At 64.9% G+C, this 22,483-nt stretch carries 37 protein-coding genes; 5 read left to right on the top strand and 32 right to left on the bottom strand.

All coding sequences use genetic code 11. The features are described 5' to 3' along the window. Positions 1–57: 57 nt before the first annotated feature. From EDC29_RS16760 to EDC29_RS16770, 3 genes are all read left to right on the top strand, one after another. On the top strand, positions 58–1,248 hold the full coding sequence (locus EDC29_RS16760) for an LbtU family siderophore porin (protein ID WP_132230674.1): 1,191 nt from the start codon (positions 58–60) through the stop codon (positions 1,246–1,248). Between the two features lie 112 nt (positions 1,249–1,360). Further along, entirely contained in the window at positions 1,361–2,317 is a 957-nt protein-coding gene (dmeF, locus tag EDC29_RS16765; RefSeq protein ID WP_132230675.1) for a CDF family Co(II)/Ni(II) efflux transporter DmeF, read from the top strand. A gap of 149 nt (positions 2,318–2,466) precedes the next feature. After that, positions 2,467–3,726, top strand: a complete 1,260-nt coding sequence (locus EDC29_RS16770) for an NAD(P)/FAD-dependent oxidoreductase (RefSeq protein WP_123141651.1) — start codon at positions 2,467–2,469, stop codon at positions 3,724–3,726. A 13-nt stretch (positions 3,727–3,739) separates the two neighbouring features. Here the strand turns inward: EDC29_RS16770 and EDC29_RS16775 are convergent, their stop codons facing one another. Continuing rightward, entirely contained in the window at positions 3,740–4,327 is a 588-nt protein-coding gene (locus EDC29_RS16775) for a YfbR-like 5'-deoxynucleotidase (RefSeq protein WP_132230676.1), read from the bottom strand. A gap of 405 nt (positions 4,328–4,732) precedes the next feature. On the opposite strand from EDC29_RS16775, the gene EDC29_RS16780 reads away from it, so the two are divergent. Beyond that, the gene (locus EDC29_RS16780) at positions 4,733–4,978 is read left to right on the top strand and encodes a DUF2835 domain-containing protein (protein WP_123142357.1); all 246 of its coding nucleotides are present in this window, start codon (positions 4,733–4,735) and stop codon (positions 4,976–4,978) included. 57 nt (positions 4,979–5,035) lie between these two features. Beyond that, positions 5,036–6,397 (top strand): DEAD/DEAH box helicase, encoded by a 1,362-nt coding sequence (locus tag EDC29_RS16785; RefSeq protein WP_123141654.1) that lies wholly within the window; start codon positions 5,036–5,038, stop codon positions 6,395–6,397. 18 nt (positions 6,398–6,415) lie between these two features. On the opposite strand, the gene EDC29_RS16790 is transcribed toward EDC29_RS16785, so the two are convergent. The 31 genes from EDC29_RS16790 to EDC29_RS16940 form a co-directional block, all read right to left on the bottom strand. Continuing rightward, positions 6,416–7,162: a tellurite resistance TerB family protein gene (locus EDC29_RS16790; RefSeq protein WP_123142356.1), complete on the bottom strand. Its 747-nt coding sequence runs from the start codon at positions 7,160–7,162 to the stop codon at positions 6,416–6,418. An 80-nt stretch (positions 7,163–7,242) separates the two neighbouring features. Further along, a complete protein-coding gene (locus tag EDC29_RS16795; protein WP_165913566.1) occupies positions 7,243–7,983 on the bottom strand; it encodes an SAM hydrolase/SAM-dependent halogenase family protein in 741 nt (246 codons plus the stop codon). A 91-nt stretch (positions 7,984–8,074) separates the two neighbouring features. Then, positions 8,075–8,461 (bottom strand): 50S ribosomal protein L17, encoded by a 387-nt coding sequence (rplQ, locus tag EDC29_RS16800; RefSeq protein WP_005224349.1) that lies wholly within the window; start codon positions 8,459–8,461, stop codon positions 8,075–8,077. A gap of 56 nt (positions 8,462–8,517) precedes the next feature. Continuing rightward, the gene (locus EDC29_RS16805; protein ID WP_062274109.1) at positions 8,518–9,528 is read right to left on the bottom strand and encodes a DNA-directed RNA polymerase subunit alpha; all 1,011 of its coding nucleotides are present in this window, start codon (positions 9,526–9,528) and stop codon (positions 8,518–8,520) included. A 21-nt stretch (positions 9,529–9,549) separates the two neighbouring features. Next, entirely contained in the window at positions 9,550–10,170 is a 621-nt protein-coding gene (rpsD, locus tag EDC29_RS16810) for a 30S ribosomal protein S4 (protein WP_005224347.1), read from the bottom strand. A 19-nt stretch (positions 10,171–10,189) separates the two neighbouring features. Next, positions 10,190–10,579: a 30S ribosomal protein S11 gene (gene rpsK, locus EDC29_RS16815; protein ID WP_005224346.1), complete on the bottom strand. Its 390-nt coding sequence runs from the start codon at positions 10,577–10,579 to the stop codon at positions 10,190–10,192. 36 nt (positions 10,580–10,615) lie between these two features. Beyond that, a complete protein-coding gene (gene rpsM, locus EDC29_RS16820; RefSeq protein WP_062274107.1) occupies positions 10,616–10,972 on the bottom strand; it encodes a 30S ribosomal protein S13 in 357 nt (118 codons plus the stop codon). A gap of 83 nt (positions 10,973–11,055) precedes the next feature. Continuing rightward, positions 11,056–11,169, bottom strand: a complete 114-nt coding sequence (rpmJ, locus tag EDC29_RS16825; protein WP_005224344.1) for a 50S ribosomal protein L36 — start codon at positions 11,167–11,169, stop codon at positions 11,056–11,058. A gap of 28 nt (positions 11,170–11,197) precedes the next feature. Then, the gene (secY, locus tag EDC29_RS16830) at positions 11,198–12,550 is read right to left on the bottom strand and encodes a preprotein translocase subunit SecY (protein ID WP_123141656.1); all 1,353 of its coding nucleotides are present in this window, start codon (positions 12,548–12,550) and stop codon (positions 11,198–11,200) included. Positions 12,551–12,569: 19 nt separating this feature from the next. Further along, positions 12,570–13,004 carry a 50S ribosomal protein L15 gene (rplO, locus tag EDC29_RS16835; RefSeq protein ID WP_123141657.1) on the bottom strand — a complete coding sequence of 145 codons (435 nt, stop codon included), beginning with the start codon at positions 13,002–13,004 and terminating at the stop codon, positions 12,570–12,572. A gap of 1 nt (position 13,005) precedes the next feature. Then, a complete protein-coding gene (gene rpmD, locus EDC29_RS16840) occupies positions 13,006–13,197 on the bottom strand; it encodes a 50S ribosomal protein L30 (protein ID WP_005224341.1) in 192 nt (63 codons plus the stop codon). Between the two features lie 3 nt (positions 13,198–13,200). Next, positions 13,201–13,707 (bottom strand): 30S ribosomal protein S5, encoded by a 507-nt coding sequence (gene rpsE, locus EDC29_RS16845; protein WP_005224340.1) that lies wholly within the window; start codon positions 13,705–13,707, stop codon positions 13,201–13,203. Positions 13,708–13,717: 10 nt separating this feature from the next. Continuing rightward, entirely contained in the window at positions 13,718–14,074 is a 357-nt protein-coding gene (rplR, locus tag EDC29_RS16850) for a 50S ribosomal protein L18 (RefSeq protein ID WP_123141658.1), read from the bottom strand. Between the two features lie 12 nt (positions 14,075–14,086). After that, the gene (rplF, locus tag EDC29_RS16855) at positions 14,087–14,620 is read right to left on the bottom strand and encodes a 50S ribosomal protein L6 (RefSeq protein WP_123141659.1); all 534 of its coding nucleotides are present in this window, start codon (positions 14,618–14,620) and stop codon (positions 14,087–14,089) included. A gap of 14 nt (positions 14,621–14,634) precedes the next feature. Next, positions 14,635–15,030 (bottom strand): 30S ribosomal protein S8, encoded by a 396-nt coding sequence (gene rpsH, locus EDC29_RS16860; protein ID WP_062274101.1) that lies wholly within the window; start codon positions 15,028–15,030, stop codon positions 14,635–14,637. A 98-nt stretch (positions 15,031–15,128) separates the two neighbouring features. Next, entirely contained in the window at positions 15,129–15,434 is a 306-nt protein-coding gene (gene rpsN, locus EDC29_RS16865) for a 30S ribosomal protein S14 (protein WP_005224336.1), read from the bottom strand. Between the two features lie 10 nt (positions 15,435–15,444). After that, positions 15,445–15,987 (bottom strand): 50S ribosomal protein L5, encoded by a 543-nt coding sequence (rplE, locus tag EDC29_RS16870; RefSeq protein ID WP_062274099.1) that lies wholly within the window; start codon positions 15,985–15,987, stop codon positions 15,445–15,447. 14 nt (positions 15,988–16,001) lie between these two features. Next, the gene (rplX, locus tag EDC29_RS16875) at positions 16,002–16,319 is read right to left on the bottom strand and encodes a 50S ribosomal protein L24 (protein ID WP_062274096.1); all 318 of its coding nucleotides are present in this window, start codon (positions 16,317–16,319) and stop codon (positions 16,002–16,004) included. A gap of 12 nt (positions 16,320–16,331) precedes the next feature. Then, the gene (rplN, locus tag EDC29_RS16880) at positions 16,332–16,700 is read right to left on the bottom strand and encodes a 50S ribosomal protein L14 (protein ID WP_005224333.1); all 369 of its coding nucleotides are present in this window, start codon (positions 16,698–16,700) and stop codon (positions 16,332–16,334) included. Between the two features lie 114 nt (positions 16,701–16,814). Next, entirely contained in the window at positions 16,815–17,075 is a 261-nt protein-coding gene (gene rpsQ, locus EDC29_RS16885) for a 30S ribosomal protein S17 (protein ID WP_062274094.1), read from the bottom strand. Then, the gene (rpmC, locus tag EDC29_RS16890) at positions 17,072–17,269 is read right to left on the bottom strand and encodes a 50S ribosomal protein L29 (protein ID WP_005224331.1); all 198 of its coding nucleotides are present in this window, start codon (positions 17,267–17,269) and stop codon (positions 17,072–17,074) included. The genes rpsQ and rpmC overlap by 4 nt, the downstream gene beginning before the upstream one ends. Further along, positions 17,269–17,682: a 50S ribosomal protein L16 gene (gene rplP / locus EDC29_RS16895; RefSeq protein ID WP_123141660.1), complete on the bottom strand. Its 414-nt coding sequence runs from the start codon at positions 17,680–17,682 to the stop codon at positions 17,269–17,271. Before rplP ends, rpmC begins: the two co-directional genes overlap by 1 nt. A gap of 3 nt (positions 17,683–17,685) precedes the next feature. Further along, positions 17,686–18,363 (bottom strand): 30S ribosomal protein S3, encoded by a 678-nt coding sequence (gene rpsC, locus EDC29_RS16900; protein ID WP_005224329.1) that lies wholly within the window; start codon positions 18,361–18,363, stop codon positions 17,686–17,688. Positions 18,364–18,382: 19 nt separating this feature from the next. Next, on the bottom strand, positions 18,383–18,715 hold the full coding sequence (rplV, locus tag EDC29_RS16905; RefSeq protein WP_005224328.1) for a 50S ribosomal protein L22: 333 nt from the start codon (positions 18,713–18,715) through the stop codon (positions 18,383–18,385). 13 nt (positions 18,716–18,728) lie between these two features. Further along, positions 18,729–19,007: a 30S ribosomal protein S19 gene (rpsS, locus tag EDC29_RS16910; RefSeq protein ID WP_025275092.1), complete on the bottom strand. Its 279-nt coding sequence runs from the start codon at positions 19,005–19,007 to the stop codon at positions 18,729–18,731. A gap of 19 nt (positions 19,008–19,026) precedes the next feature. Further along, the gene (gene rplB, locus EDC29_RS16915) at positions 19,027–19,854 is read right to left on the bottom strand and encodes a 50S ribosomal protein L2 (RefSeq protein ID WP_062274092.1); all 828 of its coding nucleotides are present in this window, start codon (positions 19,852–19,854) and stop codon (positions 19,027–19,029) included. A gap of 32 nt (positions 19,855–19,886) precedes the next feature. Further along, complete coding sequence (rplW, locus tag EDC29_RS16920; RefSeq protein WP_062274090.1) at positions 19,887–20,180, bottom strand: 50S ribosomal protein L23; 294 nt, start codon at positions 20,178–20,180, stop codon at positions 19,887–19,889. Further along, entirely contained in the window at positions 20,177–20,788 is a 612-nt protein-coding gene (gene rplD, locus EDC29_RS16925; RefSeq protein WP_062274088.1) for a 50S ribosomal protein L4, read from the bottom strand. The genes rplW and rplD overlap by 4 nt, the downstream gene beginning before the upstream one ends. A 4-nt stretch (positions 20,789–20,792) precedes the next feature. Further along, positions 20,793–21,443: a 50S ribosomal protein L3 gene (gene rplC / locus EDC29_RS16930; protein ID WP_005224323.1), complete on the bottom strand. Its 651-nt coding sequence runs from the start codon at positions 21,441–21,443 to the stop codon at positions 20,793–20,795. Between the two features lie 10 nt (positions 21,444–21,453). Further along, on the bottom strand, positions 21,454–21,765 hold the full coding sequence (gene rpsJ, locus EDC29_RS16935; RefSeq protein WP_005224322.1) for a 30S ribosomal protein S10: 312 nt from the start codon (positions 21,763–21,765) through the stop codon (positions 21,454–21,456). Positions 21,766–21,769: 4 nt separating this feature from the next. Further along, on the bottom strand, positions 21,770–22,483 hold a 714-nt coding region (locus EDC29_RS16940; RefSeq protein ID WP_243695658.1), incomplete at its 5' end, for an EF-Tu C-terminal domain-related protein.

Consider the following 22,483-nt stretch of genomic DNA (forward strand, 5'->3'; position numbering starts at 1 on the left):
ATCATGCTTTGCTTTGCGCCTTTCCGTTCGTGATTGTTTCTCAGGGGAAATAACAAGATGTCAGTTCGTACACTCTCGGCCGCGGTCGCACTCGCGATCGCCGGTCAGGTCCCGGCCTATGCCGATACGCTCGAGCAGCGGGTCGCGCGCCTGGAGCAGCAGAATCAGGCCCAGGCGAAACTGATCGCCGAGCAGCAGGCCGCCCTTGAGGGTACACCCGAGCGGGTCAAGAAACTCGAGACCGCACTCGAGGAGCGACGCACGGAACAGAACTGGGGGACCGGCTGGTTCCAGCGCATCGAGATCGCCGGCCTGATCGAGGTCGAGGCCAACCACACCAGCCCCTATGTCGGCAGCGACGAGAGCGACATCGTGCTGGCGACCTTCGAGCTCGGCATCTCGGCACAGGTCAACGACTGGGTCGAGGCCAATGCCTCGCTGCTCTACGAGGAGGATGACACCGATCTCGAGGTCGACAACGCCTATATCACCATTGCCAACCTCGAGCACAGCCCGCTGTTTCTCACCGCCGGTCAGTTCTACGTGCCCTTCGGCGCCTACGAGACCAACCTGGTCTCCGATCCGCTGACCCTGGAGATCGGCGAGGCGCGCGAGACCGCGCTCCAGGTCGGCTTCGTCCACGGCGACTTCAACGGCAGCGTCTACGCCTTCAACGGCGACCGCAAGATCGATGGCGAGAACGAGATCGGCAGCTGGGGCGCCAACCTCGGCTTCGCCCAGTCCTTCGATGACCGCGCCTGGAGCCTCGGCCTCGGCTACATCAGCGACCTCGGCGACTCCGACACCCTGCAGGACACCATCGCCGACAATCGCGCCGGGCTGGTGGATGCCAGTGAGCGTACCGGCGGCTGGACCGCCAATGCCTCGGCCACCTTCGGTCCCTTCAACCTGATCGGTGAGTACCTCGCCGCCACCGAGGAGTTCGAGGTCGACAGCCTGAGCTTCGAGGGCGAGGGTGCCAAGCCCAGCGCCTGGAACATCGAGGCCGGCTATACCTTCGAGGTGATGGGCAAGGAGGTGGTCGCCGCCGCGGCCTATCAGGGCACCACCGAGGCCGTCGCGCTGGAGCTGCCCGAGGAGCGCTGGCTGGTCGGCGTCTCGGTCGGCGTGCTCGACAACACCGCCGTGTCGCTGGAATGGTCGCACGACACCGACTACGATCGTGCCGAGGGCGGCACCGGCGAGTCCGGCAACACCATCCTGGCCAAGCTCGCCGTCGAGTTCTGAGCCAGGACGAAGACCGCACCGCCTCGCCGTCGGGGGGCGGCGGGCGCGGCGCGGGACCCGGGGCTGGTCGAGCCGGTCCCGACGATGGCAACCCGCAGGAGTCGCCCCCGAGATGCACATCCATACCCTCGAACGCTGGCAACACCACCACGACTTCGCGGTCCACAACGACCGTGGCGAGCGCAACACCTATTACGTGTTGCTGCTGACCGCCGTGGTGATGGTGATCGAGATCCTCGCCGGCACCGTCTATGGCTCGATGGCCCTGCTCGCCGACGGCTGGCACATGGGCACCCATGTCGCCGCCTTCCTCATCGCCATCCTCGCCTATCGCTATGCCGCGCGGCACGCCCACGACCCCGCTCACAGCTTCGGCACCGGCAAGGTCAACGTGCTCGGCGGCTTCGCCAGCGCCATCGCACTCGGCACCGTGGCGCTGATGATGCTGATCGAGTCGGTGCAACGACTGGTCGACCCGCAGACCATCCACTTCAACGAGTCGATCCTGGTCGCCCTGCTCGGGCTCGCGGTCAACCTCGCCAGCGCCCTGCTGCTCAAGGACGCGCACCACCATCATCACGGTCATGACCACGGCCACCATCACGATCACGACGACCATGGCCACGACCACAACCTGCGCGCGGCCTATGTACACGTCATCGCCGATGCCATGACCTCGCTGCTGGCGATCGCCGCGCTGCTCGCCGGCAAGCTGCTCGGCTGGCACTGGCTCGACCCGGTGATGGGCATGGTCGGCGCCATCATCATTGCCGTCTGGGCCTATGGACTGCTGCGCGAGAGCGCACCGATCCTGATCGACGCAAGCATCGAGGCACCCTACCGCGAGGCGATCCGCGCAGCGATCGAGGCCGATGCCGACAATCGCGTCGCCGACATCCATGTCTGGCGGATCGGCGCCAATCACTATGCCGCCATCCTCTCGCTGGTGACCCACGAGCCACGACCGGTGGAGCACTACAAGCGCCTGCTCGCCGACTTCGACCGCATCGCCCACCTCACCATCGAGGTCAACGCCTGCGCCGGACCCTCCTGCCTGACACAGCGCTGACGAGAGCCCCACGCGGCCGACGCGCGCGACGCTGGAACTCGACGACGATCGCCACAACCTGAGATCCAGAGTCACCCACATTCACGCGCCGCGCCGCCCCGCCCGAGACGGCGCACTCCGGTCGCGGCGCAATCAGATCGAGGCACCCCATGGACGCAGACGTCATCGTCATCGGCGCCGGACTCTCCGGTCTCGCCTGCGCCATCCATCTTCGCAAGGCCGGGATCGAGCCCCTGGTGCTCGAGGCCGGCGACCAGGTCGGTGGCCGCGTCGCCACCGAGCGCCGCGACGGCTTCCTGCTCGACCGCGGCTTCCAGGTCCTGCAGACCTGGTACCCCGAGGCCCGGCGCATGCTCGACTATCAGGCTCTCGACCTGCGCCCCTTCTATCCAGGCGCATTGAGCTGGTTCGACGGTCGGCTGCACCGCGTCAGCGATATCTGGCGACGCCCGCTGCGCCTGCCCCAGATGCTCGTCTCGCCGGTCGGCACCGCCGCCGACAAGTTACGGCTGCTGCGACTCCGTCACCAGGCACTCGCCGGCGATCTCGCCGCACTCTACGCCCGCCCCGAGACCAGCGCTGCGGCGCGACTCGAGGCACTCGGCTTCTCGCCACGGATCCGCGAGCGCTTCTTCCTGCCGTTCTTCTCCGGGGTCTTCTTCGACCCGGAGCTCGCGGTCTCGAGCCGGGCCTTCGAGTTCGTCTTTCGCGCCTTTGCGCTCGGCGACACCGCGCTACCCGCGGGGGGGATGGCACAGATCCCACGCCAGCTCGCCACCCGGCTGCCGAACGGGACCATCCGACTCGGCAGCCGGGTCGAGCGGATCGAGCGCGATCGCGTACTGCTCGAATCGGGACAGCGACTACGCGCCCGCGCCGTGGTGATCGCCACCGACGTCAACGCCGCCGCGCATCTGCTCGACGAGCCCCAGCGCCCGATGCGCGCCACCACCTGCTTCCACTTCGCCGCGCCGCAGCCACCGCTCGAGGGCAACGCGCTGGTGATCAATGGCAGCGGCCACGGGGTGGTCAACAGCCTGCTGTGCCCGAGCAACCTCTCCGAGCACTATGCCCCGCCCGAACGCGCCCTGGTGACGGTCAACTGTCTCGGTGCGACCCATAACCCGGACACCCTGGAGACACAGATCAGACAGGAGCTGGCGGACTGGTTCGGAGAGGCCGTCGGCGGCTGGGAGCGACTCGCGGTCCATCGCATCCCTCAAGCGTTGCCGCTCCAGCAGCCACCGGTACAGTCGCTGCGAACGGCCCCGCAACGGGGCGAGCGAGTCTGGGTGTGCGGAGAGATGGCGGGGCCGACCTCGATCCACTGGGCGCTGAGCAGTGGCCGGCTCGCCGCCGAGGCGGTGGTCGGCAGCGTCCGGCCGCGCGCGGTGCGTCAGCACGTCTGAACGCCCACGCCGCTCACTCGAACAGCAAACGGTTGTCGGTACCGGCGCAGCCGGCCATCTCGGCATAGAGACGCTCGGCCTGGGTCCAGTCGAGCGCAGGGAAGACCGCCCGCGCCTCGGCGAGCTTGTCGCGCAGCGCCGTATCGCTCTTGTCGGCGACCGCTGCGGCATGGGCACCGATGCCCTCCTCGCGGATGAACAGACAGGCATCCATCAGATCGGCGAGCTTGACGATGAAGGCCAGCGGCGTGTGGCGCAACGCCTGCTTGCGCGCGATCACCTCAGGGGCGATCTCGCGCTCGATCCGTTCCAGCGGATCGGCGCGACCGGCGACCTCGGCCACGCGACGCTTCAGCGGCGAGGGCATATCACCCATCAACAACTCCGGGGCATCGTGGAGCAAGGCATATTCCAGGGCCTGCAGCCGCACCTCGGGGCCGGGGTCCTCGGGCATCACCCGCGAGAGCAGCTCGCGGGTGATCATCGCGACCAGATAGTGGTGCTCGGCAAGCGTCTGGTTGCGCGCGCAGCGTACCGAGTGCCAGCGGGTGACATGACCGGAGCGGGCGATGTCACGCATGTTGAGCTTGAGGTCCTGCATCACGGCCATCCATCGGAAAGGGGGCATCCCATGCTGACCGAGTCGAGCGACCGGCGCAACGGCGTCAGAAACCGGTGACCGCGGCCTCGATCCCCTGGGTCCACCCCAGGCCCATCAAGGACACCAACACCATACCCGCGGCCATTGAACCACCCAGGAACGCACGCATCTCTTATCTCTCCTTCGGGGACTGCCCCCATGACGTTCGACCGATTCTCTCCCCGTCGACGACGGGCGGGATGCCGCCGCGAATCGCGGCGGCTATCCATATCAATAGAGATAACGTCTCTCATTCTTTTTTCAATGAGCGCGGCATCCGGCACGACCGGGTCGCGGCCGGACAGGAGCCGACGGTACGGCTACAATGTGCCGATCACCGCGCCACGGCGCGCTCCAGACCCAACGATGCAACGCTACTACTTCACCCTCGACATCCCGGCCAGCGAGTATCTGCGCTACTACAGCGGCGCTGCGGCACGGGTACTGGTCAAGGTCCACGACGGTCGCACCCTGTCACTGCCGGCGGTGAACCTGCGTCGCTTCGTCACCAACGCGGGGATTCGAGGCGCCTTCTGTCTCACCGTCGACGACGATCAGCGCTTCGTCTCCCTCGAACGCCAGGACCGCGCCACGCCCGGCGTGCGCGCCTGAACCGCCGCCGTCCAGATCCAGCCCTTCCCGGGCATGTCAGAACATCAGGTTTCCCCCATGAACACGAATTTCTCCGACTATCCGCTCGATCCCTCGCTGCTGCGTGGCATCGAGCAGGCAGGCTATGCGCAGCCGACCCCGGTCCAGGAGGCGGTGCTCGAGCCCGCCCTCGATGGTCGCGACCTGATGGTGTGCGCCGCCACCGGCTCGGGCAAGACCGCCGCCTTCCTGCTGCCGATGATGCAGCACATGCTCGAGACCCCCAAGGCCGACGGCGGCACCCGGGCGCTGATCCTGGTACCGACCCGCGAGCTGGCGCGTCAGGTACGCGAGCACTTCATGCGCATCGGCGGTCACACCCGCCTCGGCGTCGACGTCATCACCGGCGGTGACTCGCGCGCCCACCAGATCGCGTCCCTGCGCAGGAACCCGGAGTTCCTGATCGCGACCCCGGGACGGTTTCGCGAGATGCTCGAGCACAATCGCACCGAGCTCGACGATCTCGAGTTCCTGGTGCTCGACGAGGCCGACCGGATGCTCGAGATGGGTTTCGTCGAGGACGTCGTGACCATCATCCAGAACAGCAACCCGGAGCGTCAGTCGCTGCTGTTCTCCGCCACCCTGGAGCGACGCGGACTGGAGCGGATCACCGCAATCCTGCTCGACGACCCGCTGCGATTGACCCTCGACGCGGTCCGCGAGGCCCATCCCGACATCCGTCACCAGTGCCTGCTCAGCGACGAGGTCGCGCACAAGCGCGAGCAGCTGCGCTGGCTACTCGCCAACGAGACCTTCGAGAAGGCGCTGGTGTTCGTCAACAGCCGCGACCTGGCCACCGAGCTCGGCGGCTGGCTCGGCGCCCAGGGTGAGCGCGTCGCCGTGCTCCACGGCGAGCTTGAGCAGCGCGAGCGCAACCGGGTGATGGGACTGCTCCACCAGGGCAAGGTGCGGGTGCTGGTGGCCACCGATCTGGCCGCGCGCGGGATCGACGTCCCCGGGGTGGAGCGGGTGTTCAACCTCGAGGTCCCACGCAACGGCGAGGACTATCTGCATCGCACTGGGCGCACCGGACGTGCCGGTGAGCAGGGCGTCGCCGTGAACCTGGTCGGCCCGACCGAATGGAACCGCATGGAGAGCATCAGCCGCTTCCTCGGACTCGCGCTCGAGTGGCGCGCGATCGACGGGCTGGAGGCACGGTTCAAGGGACCGGCGGCGAAGAAACGGCGCAAGACCCCGGCCAGCCGGGTCAAGGCCAAGAAGACAACGGCACGCGCCGCCACCAAGGACAAGGACAAGCAGCGTCACCGCGACCGCAAGAACATCGGCAAGCGCCGCGCCCCCTCGGGCAAGGCCGTCGAGGCCGGTCACGCCCCACTGAGCCGCAAACGCCGCGACGAGGGCGGGACGGAGGAGCGCTGAGTCGAACCCGGCGCGCCCTCAGCCGGCGACCCCGAGGGCACGCTGAAGCTGAGCGGTGACCTCGGGGGTCAGGCCGGTGCGCGCGGCCAGGCCGTCGAGATAGGCGCGCTCCTCCGGGGTATCGACCTCGATCGCCAGCAGCGAGGCGGCATAGACCTCGGCGGCCGTCTCCCGGTCCGGGATCTCGGCGGCGAAGGCGTCGAGGTCGAGCGGGCGCACCAGTTCATCGGCGAGCCATTGACGCACCTGCGCCTCGAGTCCGCTCGCCGCGGCCTGGTCGACGATCCGCTGCATCTCGTCGACCCCGATCTGACCGTCGGACTTCGCGGCATTGATCATCGCCCGCACCAGCAACCGCGCCTTGTCGTCACGCGCGGCATCAGCCCGCACCGGCTCGGGCAGCGCCGCTGGTGGTACCGGCACCGGGGCAGCGCCCTGCCCCTCGGCGCTGGCGTTGGTCAGCGCCTTGTAGGCCACCCCGGCGAGCATCGCCAGGGCACCGCCGGTGAGCGCACCACGCACGGCATCGCCACCGCCACCGAGCACCGAGCCGAGCGCAGCCCCCAGCCCACCGGCTTGGAGCGGGTTGTCGGCAGCCTGACCGAGCACCCCGCGCGCACCATCGAGCAGCGCGCTCAGACCACCCCCGCCACCCTCGCCGGGCGTGGTGGAGAGCTGCCCCAGCCCCTGGCTGAGACGCTGCGCTCCACTGCCGGAGAGGTTGTTCTGTAACAGTGAACCGAGTAGATCACCGAAGCCTGCCATGCCTTGACTCCCACCGAGTTGGGCGCGACGCACGCCGCGCACGGATGCCATCACTCTAGCACCTGGAACGCGTCGCACCGTCACCCCGGCATGATGAATGGCCCGACCGGATCACCGGGAACCAGCCCCAGGGCACCATCGGCGCGCCCCTGATTGACCGCGATCTCGACCAGCCCGAGCGCATTCTCGTACCAGAAGGCCTCACCCGGCTCGACCGCACAGAAGGTTCGCGCCCAGGGCAACAGACGCTCGCCGACACGCAGGGATTGCGCATGGCCGACCGGTCGCAGACCGGTCATCAGGTTGCCATAGTGGTCGGCATAGAGGACCCGATCGAGCGTCTTCGGCCAGTCATGCCCCACGGGTCGATCGAGCCGGGTGGCGCCGACGTCCTCGCCCCGACACAGTCGCGCGGCCACCGGCAGGAACCAGTCACGCCCATGGAAGGTCGCGCTGCGCCGCGACGGCAGCCAGCCGATTCGCCAGCACTGCCCCGCTCCGGCCATCAGGTGCGGCGCGAGCAGACCATTATCGGGGGCAACGAACCAGTCCTCGCCGACGCGCGCGATGACACCGTCACGCGCCCCACCGACGCCGGGATCGACCACGCAGAGATAAAGGGTACGCGGGGGCATGTCGCGCGCTAGCGCCGGCAGCAGATAAGCAGCGAGATCGGGACGGAAGGGTGGCAGGTCGTGGACCAGGTCGATCACCGCATGATCGGGCAGGCTGGCGTCGAGTGCGGCCTGCATCTGCCCGAGATAGGGACCAGCACCGAAATCGGTGACTAGGGCGATGCGTTCGATGACCGGAACTTCCATCAGGATGGACCTCGTGCAGCACATTCGAGACGAAAAAAAACCGGGCAAATGCCCGGTTTTTTTCATGCGGCAACGCCGGAGACGTCGGAACTCAGTCCTCGTCCTCGACCTCGGTCTGCACCGGACGGTCGACCAGCTCGACGTAGGCCATGGGGGCCGCGTCGCTGGAGCGATAACCACACTTGAGGATGCGCAGGTAGCCGCCGGGACGACCCTGGTAACGCGGACCGAGCTCGGCGAACAGCTTGCCGACGGCGTCCTTGTCGCGCAGACGCGCAAAGGCCTGACGGCGCGCATGCACCGAGTCTTCCTTCGCCAGGGTGATCAGCGGCTCGGCGACCCGACGCAGCTCTTTGGCCTTGGGCACGGTCGTCTTGATCAGCTCGTGCTCGAACAGCGAGGCCGCCATATTGCGAAACATCGCCTCGCGGTGCGAGCTGGTGCGATTCAGATGCCTTCCGGCTTTGCGGTGACGCATGATCCTTTTCCCGAATATCTTGTGATCGAGTGTTGTGTTCTAGAACCTGAGAGCGCTCAGCGGACGCTCAGTTCGGCGATGTTTTCAGGCGGCCAGTTCTCGAGCCGCATCCCCAGCGAGAGACCGCGCGTTGCAAGCACGTCCTTGATCTCCGTGAGCGACTTCTTGCCGAGATTCGGGGTCTTGAGCAGCTCCACCTCGGTACGCTGGATCAGATCGCCGATCAGGTAGATGTTCTCGGCCTTCAGGCAGTTCGCCGAACGCACCGTCAGCTCCAGGTCGTCGACCGGGCGCAGCAGGATCGGGTCGTAGGGCGACTCATCGCGCTGCTCGACGGACTGGCTGTCCGCGGCACCCGTGCCCTCGAGCACGACGAAGCTCGAGAGCTGGTCGCGCAGGATGGTCGCGGCGCGCTGGATCGACTCCTTGGGATCGATCGTGCCGTTGGTCTCCAGGTCGATCACCAGACGATCGAGATCGGTGCGCTGCTCGACACGAGCCGACTGCACCTCGATCGCGACACGACGCACCGGGCTGTAGGAGGCGTCGAGCGGCAGCTTGCCGATCGGACGATCCTCGCCCTCTTCGCCCTCGCGCGCGGTGGCCGGCTCGTAGCCACGACCACGACGCACGGTCAGGGTCATGCTCAGCTCACCCTCGGTGAGGTTGGCGATCACCAACTCGGGGTTGGCGATGGTGGCCGAGTGATCGAGCTCGATGTCGGCGGCGGTCACCGGACCGGGGCCGGACTTGCTCAGGGTGAAGGTCGCCTCGTCCTTGCCGTCGAGCGAGATCGCAAGCTGCTTGAGGTTGAGCAGGATCTCGAGGACGTCTTCCTGCACGCCCTCCATGGTGGTGTACTCATGGAGGACGCCCTGGATCTCGACCTCGGTGACGGCATAGCCATCCATCGAGGAGAGCAGGATGCGCCGCAGCGCATTACCCAGGGTGTGCCCGAAACCACGCTCCAGGGGCTCTAGAGAAACCTTGGCGTGGTTCGGGCTGCCATCGACCAGGTCGACCTTGACGATGCGTGGTTTCAGAAATTCGCCAATAGCGTCAGTCATTAGTGCCCCTCTGGAAGCGCCTTACTTGGAGTACAGCTCGACGATCAGCGATTCATTGATGTCCGCCGGCAGATCGGAACGATCGGGAACACGCTTGAAGACGCCTTTCATGGCCTTGGTGTCGACTTCGACCCAGTCGGAGAAGCCGTACTGCTCGGCCAGCGACAGCGCGTTCTGCACGCGCACCTGCTTGCGAGCGGCTTCACGGACCTCGATCTCGTCATCGACGCCGACCTGGAAGGAGGCGATGTTGACGATACGGCCGTTGACCAGGATGGCCTTGTGGCTGACCAGCTGACGTGCCTCGGCGCGGGTGGCGCCAAAGCCCATGCGATAGACGACGTTGTCGAGACGACGCTCGAGCAGCTGGAGCAGGTTCTCACCGGTTGCACCCTTGGTGCCGGCGGCCTTCTTGTAGTAGTTACGGAACTGCTTCTCGAGCACGCCGTAGATACGACGCACCTTCTGCTTCTCACGCAGCTGCAGACCATAGTCGGAGAGGCGCCGACGACGGTCGGTGGTCTGTCCGGGCTGCTTCTCGAGGTTGCACTTGGTGTCCAGAGCGCGCGCGCGGCTCTTCAAGGAGAGATCGGTCCCCTCGCGACGCGCCAGCTTGCAGGTTGGGCCTGTGTAACGTGCCATGTCTCTTCCTGTTGATCTGTCAGACGCGCCGCTTCTTGGGCGGACGGCAGCCGTTGTGCGGGATCGGGGTCACATCGGTGATGCTGGTGATCTTGAAACCCGCGTTGTTGAGTGCGCGCACGGCGGACTCACGACCCGGCCCCGGCCCCTTGACGTTCACGTCCAGGTTGCGCAGGCCATATTCCTTGGCGGCCTGACCGGCACGATCGGCGGCAACCTGAGCCGCGAAGGGCGTGCTCTTGCGCGAACCGCGGAAGCCTGAACCACCGGCGGTGGCCCAGGCCAAGGCGTTGCCCTGACGATCGGTGATCGTGATGATGGTGTTATTGAAGGAGGCGTGGACGTGCGCAATGCCGTCTGCAACCTGCTTCTTGACCTTTTTCTTGGTGCTGCGAATCGGTTTAGCCATTCGACGTAATCCAGCTAATCTGCTGCGCCTGAGCGCTTAGCGTTTGATCGGACGACGCGGCCCCTTGCGGGTCCGTGCGTTGGTGCGCGTGCGCTGACCACGCAGGGGCAGGCCGCGACGGTGACGGATGCCGCGGTTGCAGCCGAGGTCCATCAGGCGCTTGATGTTCATCGACACTTCACGACGCAGATCGCCCTCGACGGAGAACTTGGCGACCTCGCCACGCAGCTTCTCGACCTCTTCCTCGGTGAGGCTCTGGATCTTGGTGTCACGCGGAATGCCTGCCGCGTCGCAGATCTCGCCCGCGCGGGTGCGGCCGATGCCGTAGATCGCGGTCAACGCGATCACGGCGTGCTTTTTGTCGGGAATGTTGACGCCGGCGATACGGGCCATAGCTACGAACCCCTCAGTCCTAAATGCTCAGCGGGTAAACCGCGCAGTATAACAAATTGCTTACTGTAGTCAACGGGATCCCGTCAACCCTGGCGCTGCTTGTGACGGGGGTCGGAACAGATGACCCGCACCGTTCCATTCCGCTTGATCACCTTGCAGTTTCTGCACAACTTCTTGACCGATGCACGCACTTTCATTCTTGTCTCCTAAGAGTCGGGGCCTTCTTCAGCGCAACATGCCGGCGCCGGGTGACTTCAGGTTGGCCTTCTTCATCAGGCCCTCATACTGATGCGACATCAGGTGAGCCTGAATCTGCGCCATGAAGTCCATGACCACGACCACTACGATTAACAGTGAGGTGCCGCCAAAATAGAACGGCACGTTGTAACCCACGATCAGGAACTCAGGCAGCAAGCAGACAGCGGTGATGTAGATCGCGCCTGCTGCCGTCAACCGGGTCATGACGGTATCGATATAGCGCGCCGTCTGCTCCCCCGGACGGATCCCCGGAATGAAAGCCCCAGAGCGCTTGAGGTTGTCGGCCGTCTCCTTCGCATTGAACACCAGCGCGGTGTAGAAGAAGCAGAAGAAGATGATCGCCGTCGCGTAAAAGAGCACGTAGACCGGCTCACCGGGCGAGAGCTTCGCGGTGATATCGGCCAGCCAACGCAAATCCTCGTTGCTGCCGAACCACTGTCCCAGCGTCCCCGGGAAGAGGATGATGCTGGAGGCGAAGATCGGCGGGATGACGCCGGCCATGTTGAGCTTGAGCGGCAGGTGCGTGCTCTGCGCCTGCATCATTCGCCGCCCCTGCTGGCGACGCGCATAGTTGACGGTGATCCGTCGCTGCCCGCGCTCGACGAACACCACGAAGGCGGTGACCGCCAGCGCCAGGGCAAACAGCGCAAGGACCGCCAGCGAGTTCATTTCGCCGGTGCGCGCCAGCTCCAGGGTGCCGCCGAGCGCCGAGGGCAGACCGGCGACGATACCCGCGAAGATGATCAGCGAGATCCCGTTGCCGATGCCGCGCTCGGTGATCTGCTCACCCAGCCACATCAGGAACATGGTTCCGGTCACCAGCGACACGGTCGCGGTGAACACGAACCCGGCACCAGCGTGAGAGACCAGCGCCGAGCCGCCGGCAGTCTGCCCCTGCAGCGCCATCGAGATACCGACGGCCTGGAAGGTCGCGAGCACCACGGTGCCGTAGCGGGTGTACTGGGTGATCTTGCGCCGCCCCGACTCCCCTTCCTTCTTCAGCTGCTCGAGCTTCGGCAGTACCGCCGTCATCAGCTGCATGATGATGGAGGCGGAGATGTAAGGCATGATGCCCAGCGCGAACAGACTGGCGCGCTCCAGGGCGCCTCCCGAGAACATGTTGAACATGTCCAGGATCGACCCCTGGTTCTGGTCGAACAGGATGGCCAAGGCCTCGGGGTTGACGCCCGGGACCGGGATGAAGGTACCGATACGATAGACGAGCAGCGCGCCGAGCACGAACAACAGGCGCTGACGCAATTCCGTCAACCGCCCCATGCCGCCGAGCGCACTTCCCATGGATCCGACGTTCTTGGCCATCTGCTACGCGCCTTCCCGATTAGTCCTCGACCTTGCCGCCCGCCGCTTCGATCGCCGCGCGTGCGCCCTTGGTCACGCCCAGGCCACGTACGGTGACAGCCCGCGAGATCTCGCCCGAGGCGATGACCTTGACCGACTTGATGCGGTTGTTCAGTACCCCGGCCGCGACCAGCGCGGCGAGGTCGACAGTGTCGCCCTCGATCAGGGCCAGCTCGTTCAAGCGCACCTCGGCCTGGACCAGTGCCTTGCGCGACCGGAAACCGACCTTCGGCAGACGACGCTGCAGCGGCATCTGACCGCCTTCGAAACCGACCTTGTGGAAACCGCCGGAACGCGACTTCTGACCCTTGTGGCCGCGGCCACAGGTCTTGCCGAGTCCGCTGCCGATCCCGCGACCGACGCGCTTGGCGGCCTTGCGGCTACCCTCATCGGGCTTCAGCTCATTGAGTCGCATCTCAAGACTCCTCCACGACCTTAACCATGTAGGACACGGTGTTGACCATGCCGCGGGTGCAAGGGGTGTCCTCGACCTCGACGACCTGGTGCATGCGCCGCAGGCCGAGGCCGCGGACGCAGGCCTGGTGACGCTCGAGGCGTCCGTGGACGCTGCGCACCAGCTTGACCTTCATCATCTTCTTGTCAGCCATCGCTTACCCCAGAATCTCTTCGACGGTCTTGCCGCGCTTGGCAGCGACGAGCTCGGCGTCGTTCATCTTGCGCAGGCCTTCGATGGTCGCCTGGACGACGTTGATCGGGTTGTTGGTGCCGATGCACTTGGCCAGCACGTTCTGCACCCCGAGCACCTCGAAGACGGCACGCATCGCGCCGCCGGCGATGATACCGGTACCCTCGGAGGCCGGCTGCATGAACACGCGGGCCGCGCCGTGACGCCCCTGCAGCGGGTACTGCAGCGTGGTGCCATTGAGCTTGACGTCGATCATGTTCTTGCGGGCATTCTCCATCGCCTTCTGGATCGCCACCGGCACCTCACGTGCCTTGCCGCGACCGAAGCCGACCCGACCCTTGCCGTCGCCGACCACGGTCAGCGCCGCAAAGCCGAACTGACGTCCGCCCTTGACCACCTTGGCGACCCGATTGACGGTCACCAGCTTTTCCAGAAGCTCGTCGCCTTCTGTCTTTGGATTGAAGTTCGCCATGGTCGAGTCCTTAGAATTTCAGTCCGTGTTCACGGGCGGCATCGGCGAGCGCCTTGACACGGCCGTGATAGCGGAAGCCGGAACGATCGAAGGCGACCGATTCCACACCAGCGGAGCGCGCGCGCTCGGCGATCGCCTGGCCGATGACGGCCGCGGCTGCGACGTTGCCCTTGTGGCCCTCGAGCGCCTGACGCAGGTCCTTGTCGAGGGTCGAGGCGCTGGCCACGACCTTGTCGCCCTCGGGGGCGATGACCTGGGCGTAGATGTGCCGGGGCGTACGGTGCACGCACAGACGGAAGACACTGAGCTCCCGGATCTTGGCACGAGCCCGCGCCGCGCGGCGCAGACGAGCTTGTTTCTTATCCATTGCCTAGACCCCTTATTTCTTCTTGGCTTCCTTACGCAGGACGTTCTCGTCCGCGTAACGCACGCCCTTGCCCTTGTAGGGTTCCGGCGGACGGAACCCACGGATCTTCGCCGCGACCTGGCCGACCTGCTGCTTGTCGGCACCGCTGACGACGATCTCGGTCTGACTCGGGGTCTCGATGGTGATGCCCTCAGGCACCGGAAAATCGATCGGGTGCGAGAAGCCGAGATTGAGGTTGAGCACACTGCCCTTGGCCTGGGCGCGATAACCCACGCCGACCAGGGTCAGCTTGCGGCTGAAGCCGGTGCCACAACCCACAACCATGTTGTTGATCAGCGCCCGGGTGGTGCCGGCCATCGCCCAGTCCTTCTCATGCCCTTCGGCACGAGCGACCAGCAGCTGACCGTTTTCCTCACAGACGCGGACCGCCGGATGCACGGTCCACTCCATCGAACCCTTGGGACCGGAGACCTTGACGTCCTGGCCCTGGAGCTCGACTTTAACCCCATTGGGGATAGCGACCGGCGCTTTTGCAACGCGAGACATAGTTCCGACCTCCCTTAGGCGACGTAGGCGATGATCTCGCCGCCGTGACCCGACTTGCGGGCCTCGCGGTCGGTCATCAGACCCTTGGAGGTGGAGACGATCGCAACACCGAGACCGGCCCAGACCTGGGGCAGCTCGTCCTTGCTGCGATAGATGCGCAGACCGGGGCGCGAAACGCGCTTGAGGTACTCGATCACGGGCTTGCCGCGATAGTACTTGAGCCTGAGAACCAGCTGGGGCTTGCCCTCGTTCTCTTCGACCTGCGCGTCGGCGATGTAGCCCTCTTCCTTCAGCAGGTTCGCGATCGCGATCTTCTGCTTGGAGGACGGCATCATGATGGTGAACTTGCCGCGCTGCTGGCCGTTACGGATACGCGTCAGCATATCCGCAATCGGATCCGACATACTCATTGGCTTCTCCTCGGGTCAATCCATCGTTGCCGATGTGATACCCATTGGGGGGACTTGGTTTTCAGGATGCTCGGGCCGGAAGGCCCGAGGGGGGAATTCTACCAGCTTGCCTTGACGACGCCAGGGACATCGCCACGCATCACCGCCTCGCGCAGCTTGTTGCGCGAGAGACCGAACTTGCGATACACGGCATGCGGACGGCCACTGACGCGGCAGCGACGCTGCTGACGCGAGGGGCTGGCGTCGCGCGGGAGCTTCTGCAGCTTCAGCACGGCTTCGTCGATCTGCTCGGGAGTCGCGTTACGGTCGTTGATCACCGCCTTGAGCTCGGCGCGCTTGGCGCTGAACTGGGCTGCGACCTGGGCGCGCTTGCGATCACGCGCGATCATGCTCTTTTTCGCCATGGTCTCTACCTCAGGTACGGAAGGGGAAGTTGAACGCCTCGAGCAGAGCCCGTCCTTCTTCGTCCGTCCGAGCCGACGTGGTGATGGTGATGTCGAGCCCGCGCAGTGCATCGATCTTGTCGTAATCGATCTCGGGGAACATGATCTGCTCGCGCACGCCCATCGAGTAGTTGCCACGACCGTCGAACGCCTTCGGGCTGAGCCCACGGAAGTCGCGGATACGCGGGATGGAGACGCTGATCAGGCGATCGAGGAACTCGTACATGCGCTCGCGACGCAGGGTCACCTTGCAGCCGATCGGCCAGCCTTCGCGGATCTTGAAGCCTGCGACCGACTTGCGGGCGTAGGTGACGATCGGCTGCTGACCGGCGATGGCACGCATGTCGGCGACGGCGTTATCCATGACCTTCTTGTCGGCCACGGCCTCGCCAACGCCCATGTTCAGCGTGATCTTTTCGATGCGCGGCACCTGCATCACGCTCTTGAAGCCGAAACGCTCCTTGAGCTGACCGACGATGCGCTGTTCGTATTCTGTCTGTAGTCTGGTGGACATCTCGCTTCCTTCGGTCAGACGTCGACGACTTCGCCGTTCGACTTGAACACGCGAACCTTGCGACCGTCTTCCAGGATCTTGAAACCGACGCGGTCCGGCCCGCCCTTCTGCGGGTTGTAGAGCGCCACGTTCGAGACGTGCATCGGCATCGGCTTGTCGACGATACCACCAGGCTCGCCGGCCTGCGGGTTCGGCTTCTGGTGCTTGCGCGCGATGTTCACGTTCTCAACGATGACGTGCTCAGCGTCGACGACGCGCAGCACAGTACCACGTTTACCCTTGTCTTTGCCGGTAATGACGGTGACGTCATCACCCTTCTTGATCTTTTGCATGCCGTCGTCTCCTTACAGCACTTCGGGCGCCAGCGAGATGATCTTCATGAAGCGCTCGCCACGCAGTTCACGCGTGACAGGGCCGAAGATGCGGGTGCCGATGGGCTGGAGCTGGTTGTTCAGTAGCACGGCGGCATTGCCGTCGAAGCGGATCAGGGAGCCGTCGGGACGACGCACGCCCTTGCGGGTGCGAACGACAACGGCGTTGAACACGTCGCCCTTCTTGACCTTGCCGCGCGGGATTGCGTCCTTGACCGTGACCTTGATGACATCGCCGATGCCCGCGTAGCGCCGATGCGATCCGCCAAGCACTTTGATGCATTGCACGCTCCGGGCGCCGCTGTTGTCAGCGACGCTGAGATTGGTCTGCATCTGAATCATGTTGTTTACCTACGCCTATTGCTGATTCCGGGCTAAACCGGCTGCTGAGCGAATCGCGAGACGGACGAGCGACAAAACGAGCGAACGTCCGGGACATTGTCGAAGCGCGTCGCCTCAGCGCGCCTTTTCGATGACCTCGAGCAGACGCCACGTCTTGGTCTTGGAGAGCGGCCGGCACTGCTCGACACGGACGAGATCACCCTGGTTACAGATGTTCTCTTCATCGTGGGCATGAATCTTGGTCGAACGACGCATGAACTTGCCATAGAGCGGATGCTTGACGCGACGCTCGATGAGCACCGTCACGGTCTTGTCCATCGCGCTGCTGATGACGCGCCCTTCCTGGATGCGGTTGCTGTTGTTCTCGTCGCTCATGCTTGCTTGCCCGCCATTTCCGCCATCACCGTCTTGATCCGGGCGATATCCCGGCGCACGGCCTTCATCTGCGAGGGTTTGGACAGCTGACCGGTGCCCTGCTGCATGCGCAGGTTGAACTGCTCGCGCAACAGGTCCATCAACCGCGCCTGCAGCTCGTCGAGGCTGCTCTGTCGGAGTTCGTTAGCCTTCATCACAGGATCGTCCGCTTCTCAAAGGTGGTCTGCACGGGCAGCTTGGCAGCGGCGAGCTTGAAGGCCTCACGTGCCAGCTCTTCGCTGACGCCCTCGATTTCGTAGAGCACCCGGCCGGGCTGGATCGGCGCGACCCAGTACTCGACGTTACCCTTACCTTTACCCATTCGAACCTCGAGAGGCTTCTTGGAGATCGGCTTGTCAGGGAAGACGCGAATCCACAGCTTACCGCCACGCTTGACGCGACGGGTGATGGTACGACGGGCCGCCTCGATCTGACGCGCGGTCACCCGGCCACGACTCACGGCCTTGAGACCGAACTCGCCGAAGCTGACCTGGTTGCCGCTCTGAGCGAGACCACGGTTGCGGCCCTTGTGTTGCTTTCGGAACTTGGTGCGTTTCGGTTGCAGCATGACTTAACCCTTTCTTCCGGCGCTCTTGGATGCCGGCTCCTCAGGGACCTGGTCGCCGAACACCTCGCCCTTGAAGATCCACACCTTGACGCCGATGACGCCATAGGTGGTGCGCGCCTCGGCGAAGCCGTAATCGATGTCGGCACGCAGAGTGTGCAGCGGCACACGACCCTCACGGGCCCACTCGCTGCGGGCGATCTCGGCGCCGTTCAAACGGCCCGCGACGTTGACCTTGATGCCCTCGGCACCCAGACGCATGGTGTTCTGCAGCGCACGCTTCATCGCGCGACGGAACATGATGCGACGCTCGAGCTGCTGGGCAATACCCTCGGCAACGAGCTGGGCGTCGAGCTCAGGCTTGCGGATCTCCTCGATGCTGATGTGCACCGGGATCCCCATCATCTTCGAGACCTGCACGCGCAGCTTGTCGATGTCCTCACCCTTCTTACCGATCACCACGCCAGGACGCGCGGTGTGGATGGTGATGTGGGCGTTCTTCGCCGGACGATCGATCTGGATGCGGCTCACCGATGCCTTTGCAAGCTTCTTGCGCAGGAAATCGCGCACCTGCAGGTCGGTGTTGAGCAGGTCGGCATAGTCTTTCGAACTTGCATACCACTTGGAAGTCCAGTCCTTGACGATGCCAAGTCGGATGCCGTTCGGATTAACTTTCTGTCCCATACTGGTCCCCTGAAATTCCTTACGCTTCCGACACCGTCAAGCTGATATGGCTGGTACGCTTCATGATGCGGTTGGCGCGGCCCTTGGCTCGCGCGCGAATCCGCTTCATGGTCGGACCCTCGTTGACCTGGATCGCAGCGACCTTCAGCTCGTCGATGTCAGCGCCTTCATTGTGTTCGGCGTTGGCGATCGCGGACTCCAGGACCTTCTTGATGATCTCGGCGCCCTTCTTGTTGCTGAAGGCCAGGGTGTTCAGGGCCTCCTCGACGCGCTGACCGCGGATCAGATCGGCGACCAGCCGGGCCTTCTGGGCAGAGACCCGTGCGTATTTCAATGTTGCTTCGGCTCGCATTGCGGGTCTCCGACTAGCGCTTCTTCGCCTTGCGATCGGCGGCGTGCCCACGGAAGGTGCGCGTCAGCGCAAACTCGCCGAGCTTGTGGCCGATCATGTTTTCATTGACGAGCACCGGCACGTGCTGACGCCCGTTATGGACTGCGATGGTCAGCCCAACCATTTCCGGCAACACCATGGAGCGACGCGACCAGGTCTTGATAGGCCGTTTACTGTTCTGGGCGACCGCTTCTTCCACCTTCTTGATCAGGTGGTGGTCCACAAAGGGTCCTTTTCGAATCGAACGTGGCACTTGCTCAACCTCGCCTTATTTACTTGCGGCCGCGACGACGCACAATCATGCCATCGGTCCGCTTATTCTTGCGCGTTTTATGGCCCTTAGTCGGCACACCCCAGGGGGTGACCGGGTGACGACCACCGGAAGTCCGGCCTTCACCACCGCCGTGCGGGTGGTCGACCGGGTTCATGACGACACCACGCACCGTGGGACGCACGCCACGCCAGCGGGTCGCGCCGGCCTTGCCGAGCTTCCGCAGGCTGTTCTCGGAGTTGCCGACCTCACCGATCACCGCGCGGCAATCAGCATGCACCTTGCGCATCTCACCGGAGCGCAGACGCACGGTGGCCATCGCGCCTTCACGCGCGACGAGTTGGGCCGATGCACCGGCCGAACGGGCGATCTGGGCGCCCTTGCCCGGACGCATCTCGATGCAGTGCACCAAGGTACCGACCGGGATATTGCGCAGCGGCATGCAGTTGCCGACGCTGATCGGAGCGGCCTCACCGGCCTGCACACGATCGCCTGCGCTCAGCCCCTTCGGGGCGATGATGTAGGCACGCTCACCATCGGCGTACTTCAGCAGCGCCAGGTGAGCCGTGCGGTTCGGGTCGTACTCGAGCCGCTCGACCACGGCCGGTACGCCTTCCTTGTTACGCTTGAAATCAACAACACGGTAACGCTGCTTGTGACCGCCACCCTGGTGGCGCACGGTGATGCGTCCGAAGTTGTTGCGTCCGCCGTTCTTCGTCTTTTTCTCGATCAGAGGCGCGTAGGGGGCGCCCTTGTGCAGTTCGGGGGACTGCACCTTCACGACAAAGCGGCGCCCGGCGGACGTCGGTTTGGTCTTTACGATTGCCATCTTGGTCTATCCGTTGCTGTCCGCCGCTGCGCTCACGCGCCGCCGCCGAAATCGATATCCTGACCAGCTTCCAGGCGCACATAGGCCTTGCGCCAGTCCTGACGCTTGCCCAGGCGCTGACCGAAACGCTTGGTCTTACCCTTGACGTTGAGGATCTGCACGCTGTCGACCTTGACCTCGAACAGCAGCTCGACGGCCTGGCTCACCTCACGCTTGGTCGCGTCGGTCGCGACCCGGAACACGACCTGGCCGGACTCGGCGGCACGGGTCGACTTCTCGGAGACGATCGGCGCGAGCAGCACCTTCATCAGACGCTCTTTGTTCATGCCAGGCGCTCCTCGAGTTTCTTGATTGCCGCTTCGGTCGCGAGCACGTTCTCGAAGGCGATCATGCTCACCGGATCGACCTCCTGAGCCGCCATCACGTCAACACCGTTGAGGTTGCGCGCGGCCAGGAACAGGTTCGGGTCGAGACCGTCGGTGAGAATCAGCACGTCCTTCAGGCCCTGGCCCTCGAGCAGTGCGATCAGCTCCTTGGTCTTGGGCGCCTCGAGCGCGAGCTCGGAGACCACCACCAGACGCTCGGTGCGCACCAGCTCGGAGAGGATCGAGCGCACGGCACCGCGATACATCTTGCGGTTGACCTTCTGGCTGTAGTCGCGCGGCTGCGCGGCGAAGGTCACGCCACCGGAGCGCCACAGCGGGCTGCGGCTGGTACCGGCACGGGCACGCCCGGTGCCCTTCTGACGCCAGGGCTTGGCCCCGCCGCCGGAGACGGCAGAACGGTTCTTCTGGGCCTTGGTGCCGGCGCGCGCGCCGGCCAGGTAGGCGGTGACCACCTGGTGAATCAGACCGGGCTTGAAGTCGGCCCCGAAAACGGTGTCCGAGACCTGCACGCTGGCACCGCCGTTGTCATTTCGAATGGCGAGTTCCATGGACTTAACCCTTGTTCTTCTGCTTCACGGACGGCAGCACGACCACGCGACCACCAGCCGGACCGGGCACGCCGCCACGGACCAACAGCAGGTTGCGCTCGGCATCGACACGCACCACCTCGAGACCCTGCTGGCAACGGTTGGCGGCACCGAGGTGACCGGCCATCTTCTTGCCCTTGAACACACGGCCCGGGGTCTGGTTCTGACCGATGGAACCCGGCGCGCGGTGCGACAGCGAGTTGCCGTGGGTCGCATCCTGACCACGGAAGTGGTGGCGGCGGATGGTGCCGGCGAAGCCGCGACCCTTGGTCACGCCACGCACGTCGACCTTCTGGCCGGCCTCGAACATGGAGACCGAGATCTCCTGACCGACTTCGATGTCGGCACCTTCTTCGCCCTCGAGACGGAACTCGCGCAACACCTCACCGGCCTCGATACCGGCCTTGGCGAAGTGCCCAGCCATCGGCTTGGTCACGCGCGAGGCGCGACGCGATCCGAAGGCAACCTGGATGGCGCGGTAGCCATCGGTCTCGGCGGACTTGACTTGGCTCACACGGTTGGGCTGGACCTCGATCACGGTGACCGGGATGCTCTCCCCGTCCTCGTTGAACAGCCGGGTCATGCCAGCCTTACGCCCGATAACTCCGATCGTCATCGTTTCGTCCTCAGCTCAGCTTGATCTGGACGTCGACGCCCGCGGCCAGATCCAATTTCATCAGCGCATCGACCGTCTTGTCGGTCGGATCGACGATGTCCATCAGGCGCTTGTGGGTGCGCAGCTCGTACTGGTCACGCGCGTCCTTGTTGACGTGCGGGGAGACCAGGACCGTGAAGCGCTCCTTCTTGGAAGGCAGCGGAACCGGACCACGAACCTGAGCGCCGGTACGCTTGGCGGTATCGACGATCTCGCGTGCGGACTGATCGATCAGACGATGATCGAACGCCTTCAGTCGAATACGAATTCTTTGGCTGCTCATATCCTTACTCGATGATCTTGGAGACCACGCCGGCGCCGACGGTACGACCACCCTCGCGAACAGCGAAGCGCAGGCCCTCTTCCATCGCGATCGGCGCGATCAGCTGGACGGTCATCTTGACGTTGTCGCCAGGCATGACCATCTCGATGCCCTCGGGCAGCTCGCAGGCACCAGTCACGTCGGTGGTGCGGAAGTAGAACTGCGGACGATAGCCGTTGAAGAAGGGGGTGTGACGACCGCCCTCTTCCTTGCTCAGCACGTACACCTCGGCCTCGAAGTTGGTGTGCGGGGTGATGCTGCCGGGCTTGGCCAGCACCTGACCACGCTCGACGTCCTCACGCTTGGTGCCGCGCAGCAGCACGCCGACGTTGTCACCGGCCTCGCCCTGGTCGAGCAGCTTGCGGAACATCTCCACGCCGGTGCAGGTGGTCTTGGTGGTGTCCTTGATGCCGACGATCTCGACCTCTTCACCGACCTTGATCACGCCACGCTCGACACGACCGGTCACCACGGTGCCGCGACCCGAGATCGAGAACACGTCCTCGATCGGCATCAGGAAGGCGCCGTCGACGGCACGCTCGGGCTCGGGGATGTAGCTGTCGAGCGCCTCGACCAGCTTGTCGATGGACGGACCACCGATCTCCGAGGTGTCGCCCTCGAGGGCGAGCTTGGCCGAACCGGTCACGATCGGGGTGTCATCACCCGGGAAGTCGTAGCT

The sequence above is a fragment of the Marichromatium gracile genome, assembly GCF_004343155.1.
Classification (GTDB): domain Bacteria; phylum Pseudomonadota; class Gammaproteobacteria; order Chromatiales; family Chromatiaceae; genus Marichromatium; species Marichromatium gracile.

Excerpts from the sequence above, each read along its gene's own strand:
- rplE (WP_062274099.1), bottom strand. The coding sequence starts at position 15,987 with ATGTCCACCAGACTACAGACAGAATACGAACAGCGCATCGTCGGTCAG.
- rpmJ (WP_005224344.1), bottom strand. The coding sequence starts at position 11,169 with ATGAAAGTGCGTGCATCGGTCAAGAAGTTGTGCAGAAACTGCAAGGTG.
- rplB (WP_062274092.1), bottom strand. The coding sequence starts at position 19,854 with ATGGCAATCGTAAAGACCAAACCGACGTCCGCCGGGCGCCGCTTTGTC.
- rpsK (WP_005224346.1), bottom strand. The coding sequence starts at position 10,579 with ATGGCTAAACCGATTCGCAGCACCAAGAAAAAGGTCAAGAAGCAGGTT.
- rpsC (WP_005224329.1), bottom strand. The coding sequence starts at position 18,363 with ATGGGACAGAAAGTTAATCCGAACGGCATCCGACTTGGCATCGTCAAG.
- rplX (WP_062274096.1), bottom strand. The coding sequence starts at position 16,319 with ATGCAAAAGATCAAGAAGGGTGATGACGTCACCGTCATTACCGGCAAA.
- rplD (WP_062274088.1), bottom strand. The coding sequence starts at position 20,788 with ATGGAACTCGCCATTCGAAATGACAACGGCGGTGCCAGCGTGCAGGTC.
- dmeF (WP_132230675.1), top strand. The coding sequence starts at position 1,361 with ATGCACATCCATACCCTCGAACGCTGGCAACACCACCACGACTTCGCG.
- rplN (WP_005224333.1), bottom strand. The coding sequence starts at position 16,700 with ATGATTCAGATGCAGACCAATCTCAGCGTCGCTGACAACAGCGGCGCC.
- EDC29_RS16785 (WP_123141654.1), top strand. The coding sequence starts at position 5,036 with ATGAACACGAATTTCTCCGACTATCCGCTCGATCCCTCGCTGCTGCGT.
- rplV (WP_005224328.1), bottom strand. The coding sequence starts at position 18,715 with ATGCGAGCCGAAGCAACATTGAAATACGCACGGGTCTCTGCCCAGAAG.
- EDC29_RS16805 (WP_062274109.1), bottom strand. The coding sequence starts at position 9,528 with ATGACTGACGCTATTGGCGAATTTCTGAAACCACGCATCGTCAAGGTC.
- EDC29_RS16770 (WP_123141651.1), top strand. The coding sequence starts at position 2,467 with ATGGACGCAGACGTCATCGTCATCGGCGCCGGACTCTCCGGTCTCGCC.
- rpsH (WP_062274101.1), bottom strand. The coding sequence starts at position 15,030 with ATGAGTATGTCGGATCCGATTGCGGATATGCTGACGCGTATCCGTAAC.
- rpsE (WP_005224340.1), bottom strand. The coding sequence starts at position 13,707 with ATGGCGAACTTCAATCCAAAGACAGAAGGCGACGAGCTTCTGGAAAAG.
- rpmC (WP_005224331.1), bottom strand. The coding sequence starts at position 17,269 with ATGAAGGCTAACGAACTCCGACAGAGCAGCCTCGACGAGCTGCAGGCG.
- rplQ (WP_005224349.1), bottom strand. The coding sequence starts at position 8,461 with ATGCGTCACCGCAAAGCCGGAAGGCATCTGAATCGCACCAGCTCGCAC.
- rpsJ (WP_005224322.1), bottom strand. The coding sequence starts at position 21,765 with ATGAGCAGCCAAAGAATTCGTATTCGACTGAAGGCGTTCGATCATCGT.
- rplP (WP_123141660.1), bottom strand. The coding sequence starts at position 17,682 with ATGCTGCAACCGAAACGCACCAAGTTCCGAAAGCAACACAAGGGCCGC.
- rplW (WP_062274090.1), bottom strand. The coding sequence starts at position 20,180 with ATGAACAAAGAGCGTCTGATGAAGGTGCTGCTCGCGCCGATCGTCTCC.
- EDC29_RS16760 (WP_132230674.1), top strand. The coding sequence starts at position 58 with ATGTCAGTTCGTACACTCTCGGCCGCGGTCGCACTCGCGATCGCCGGT.
- EDC29_RS16795 (WP_165913566.1), bottom strand. The coding sequence starts at position 7,983 with ATGGAAGTTCCGGTCATCGAACGCATCGCCCTAGTCACCGATTTCGGT.
- secY (WP_123141656.1), bottom strand. The coding sequence starts at position 12,550 with ATGGCCAAGAACGTCGGATCCATGGGAAGTGCGCTCGGCGGCATGGGG.
- EDC29_RS16780 (WP_123142357.1), top strand. The coding sequence starts at position 4,733 with ATGCAACGCTACTACTTCACCCTCGACATCCCGGCCAGCGAGTATCTG.
- rpsN (WP_005224336.1), bottom strand. The coding sequence starts at position 15,434 with ATGGCGAAAAAGAGCATGATCGCGCGTGATCGCAAGCGCGCCCAGGTC.
- rplO (WP_123141657.1), bottom strand. The coding sequence starts at position 13,004 with ATGCGACTCAATGAGCTGAAGCCCGATGAGGGTAGCCGCAAGGCCGCC.
- rpsD (WP_005224347.1), bottom strand. The coding sequence starts at position 10,170 with ATGGCACGTTACACAGGCCCAACCTGCAAGCTGGCGCGTCGCGAGGGG.
- EDC29_RS16775 (WP_132230676.1), bottom strand. The coding sequence starts at position 4,327 with ATGCAGGACCTCAAGCTCAACATGCGTGACATCGCCCGCTCCGGTCAT.
- rpsQ (WP_062274094.1), bottom strand. The coding sequence starts at position 17,075 with ATGAGCGACGAGAACAACAGCAACCGCATCCAGGAAGGGCGCGTCATC.
- rpmD (WP_005224341.1), bottom strand. The coding sequence starts at position 13,197 with ATGGCTGACAAGAAGATGATGAAGGTCAAGCTGGTGCGCAGCGTCCAC.
- rplR (WP_123141658.1), bottom strand. The coding sequence starts at position 14,074 with ATGGATAAGAAACAAGCTCGTCTGCGCCGCGCGGCGCGGGCTCGTGCC.
- EDC29_RS16790 (WP_123142356.1), bottom strand. The coding sequence starts at position 7,162 with ATGGCAGGCTTCGGTGATCTACTCGGTTCACTGTTACAGAACAACCTC.
- rpsM (WP_062274107.1), bottom strand. The coding sequence starts at position 10,972 with ATGGCCCGTATCGCCGGCGTCAACATTCCCGACAAAAAGCACGCCGTG.
- rplC (WP_005224323.1), bottom strand. The coding sequence starts at position 21,443 with ATGACGATCGGAGTTATCGGGCGTAAGGCTGGCATGACCCGGCTGTTC.
- rplF (WP_123141659.1), bottom strand. The coding sequence starts at position 14,620 with ATGTCTCGCGTTGCAAAAGCGCCGGTCGCTATCCCCAATGGGGTTAAA.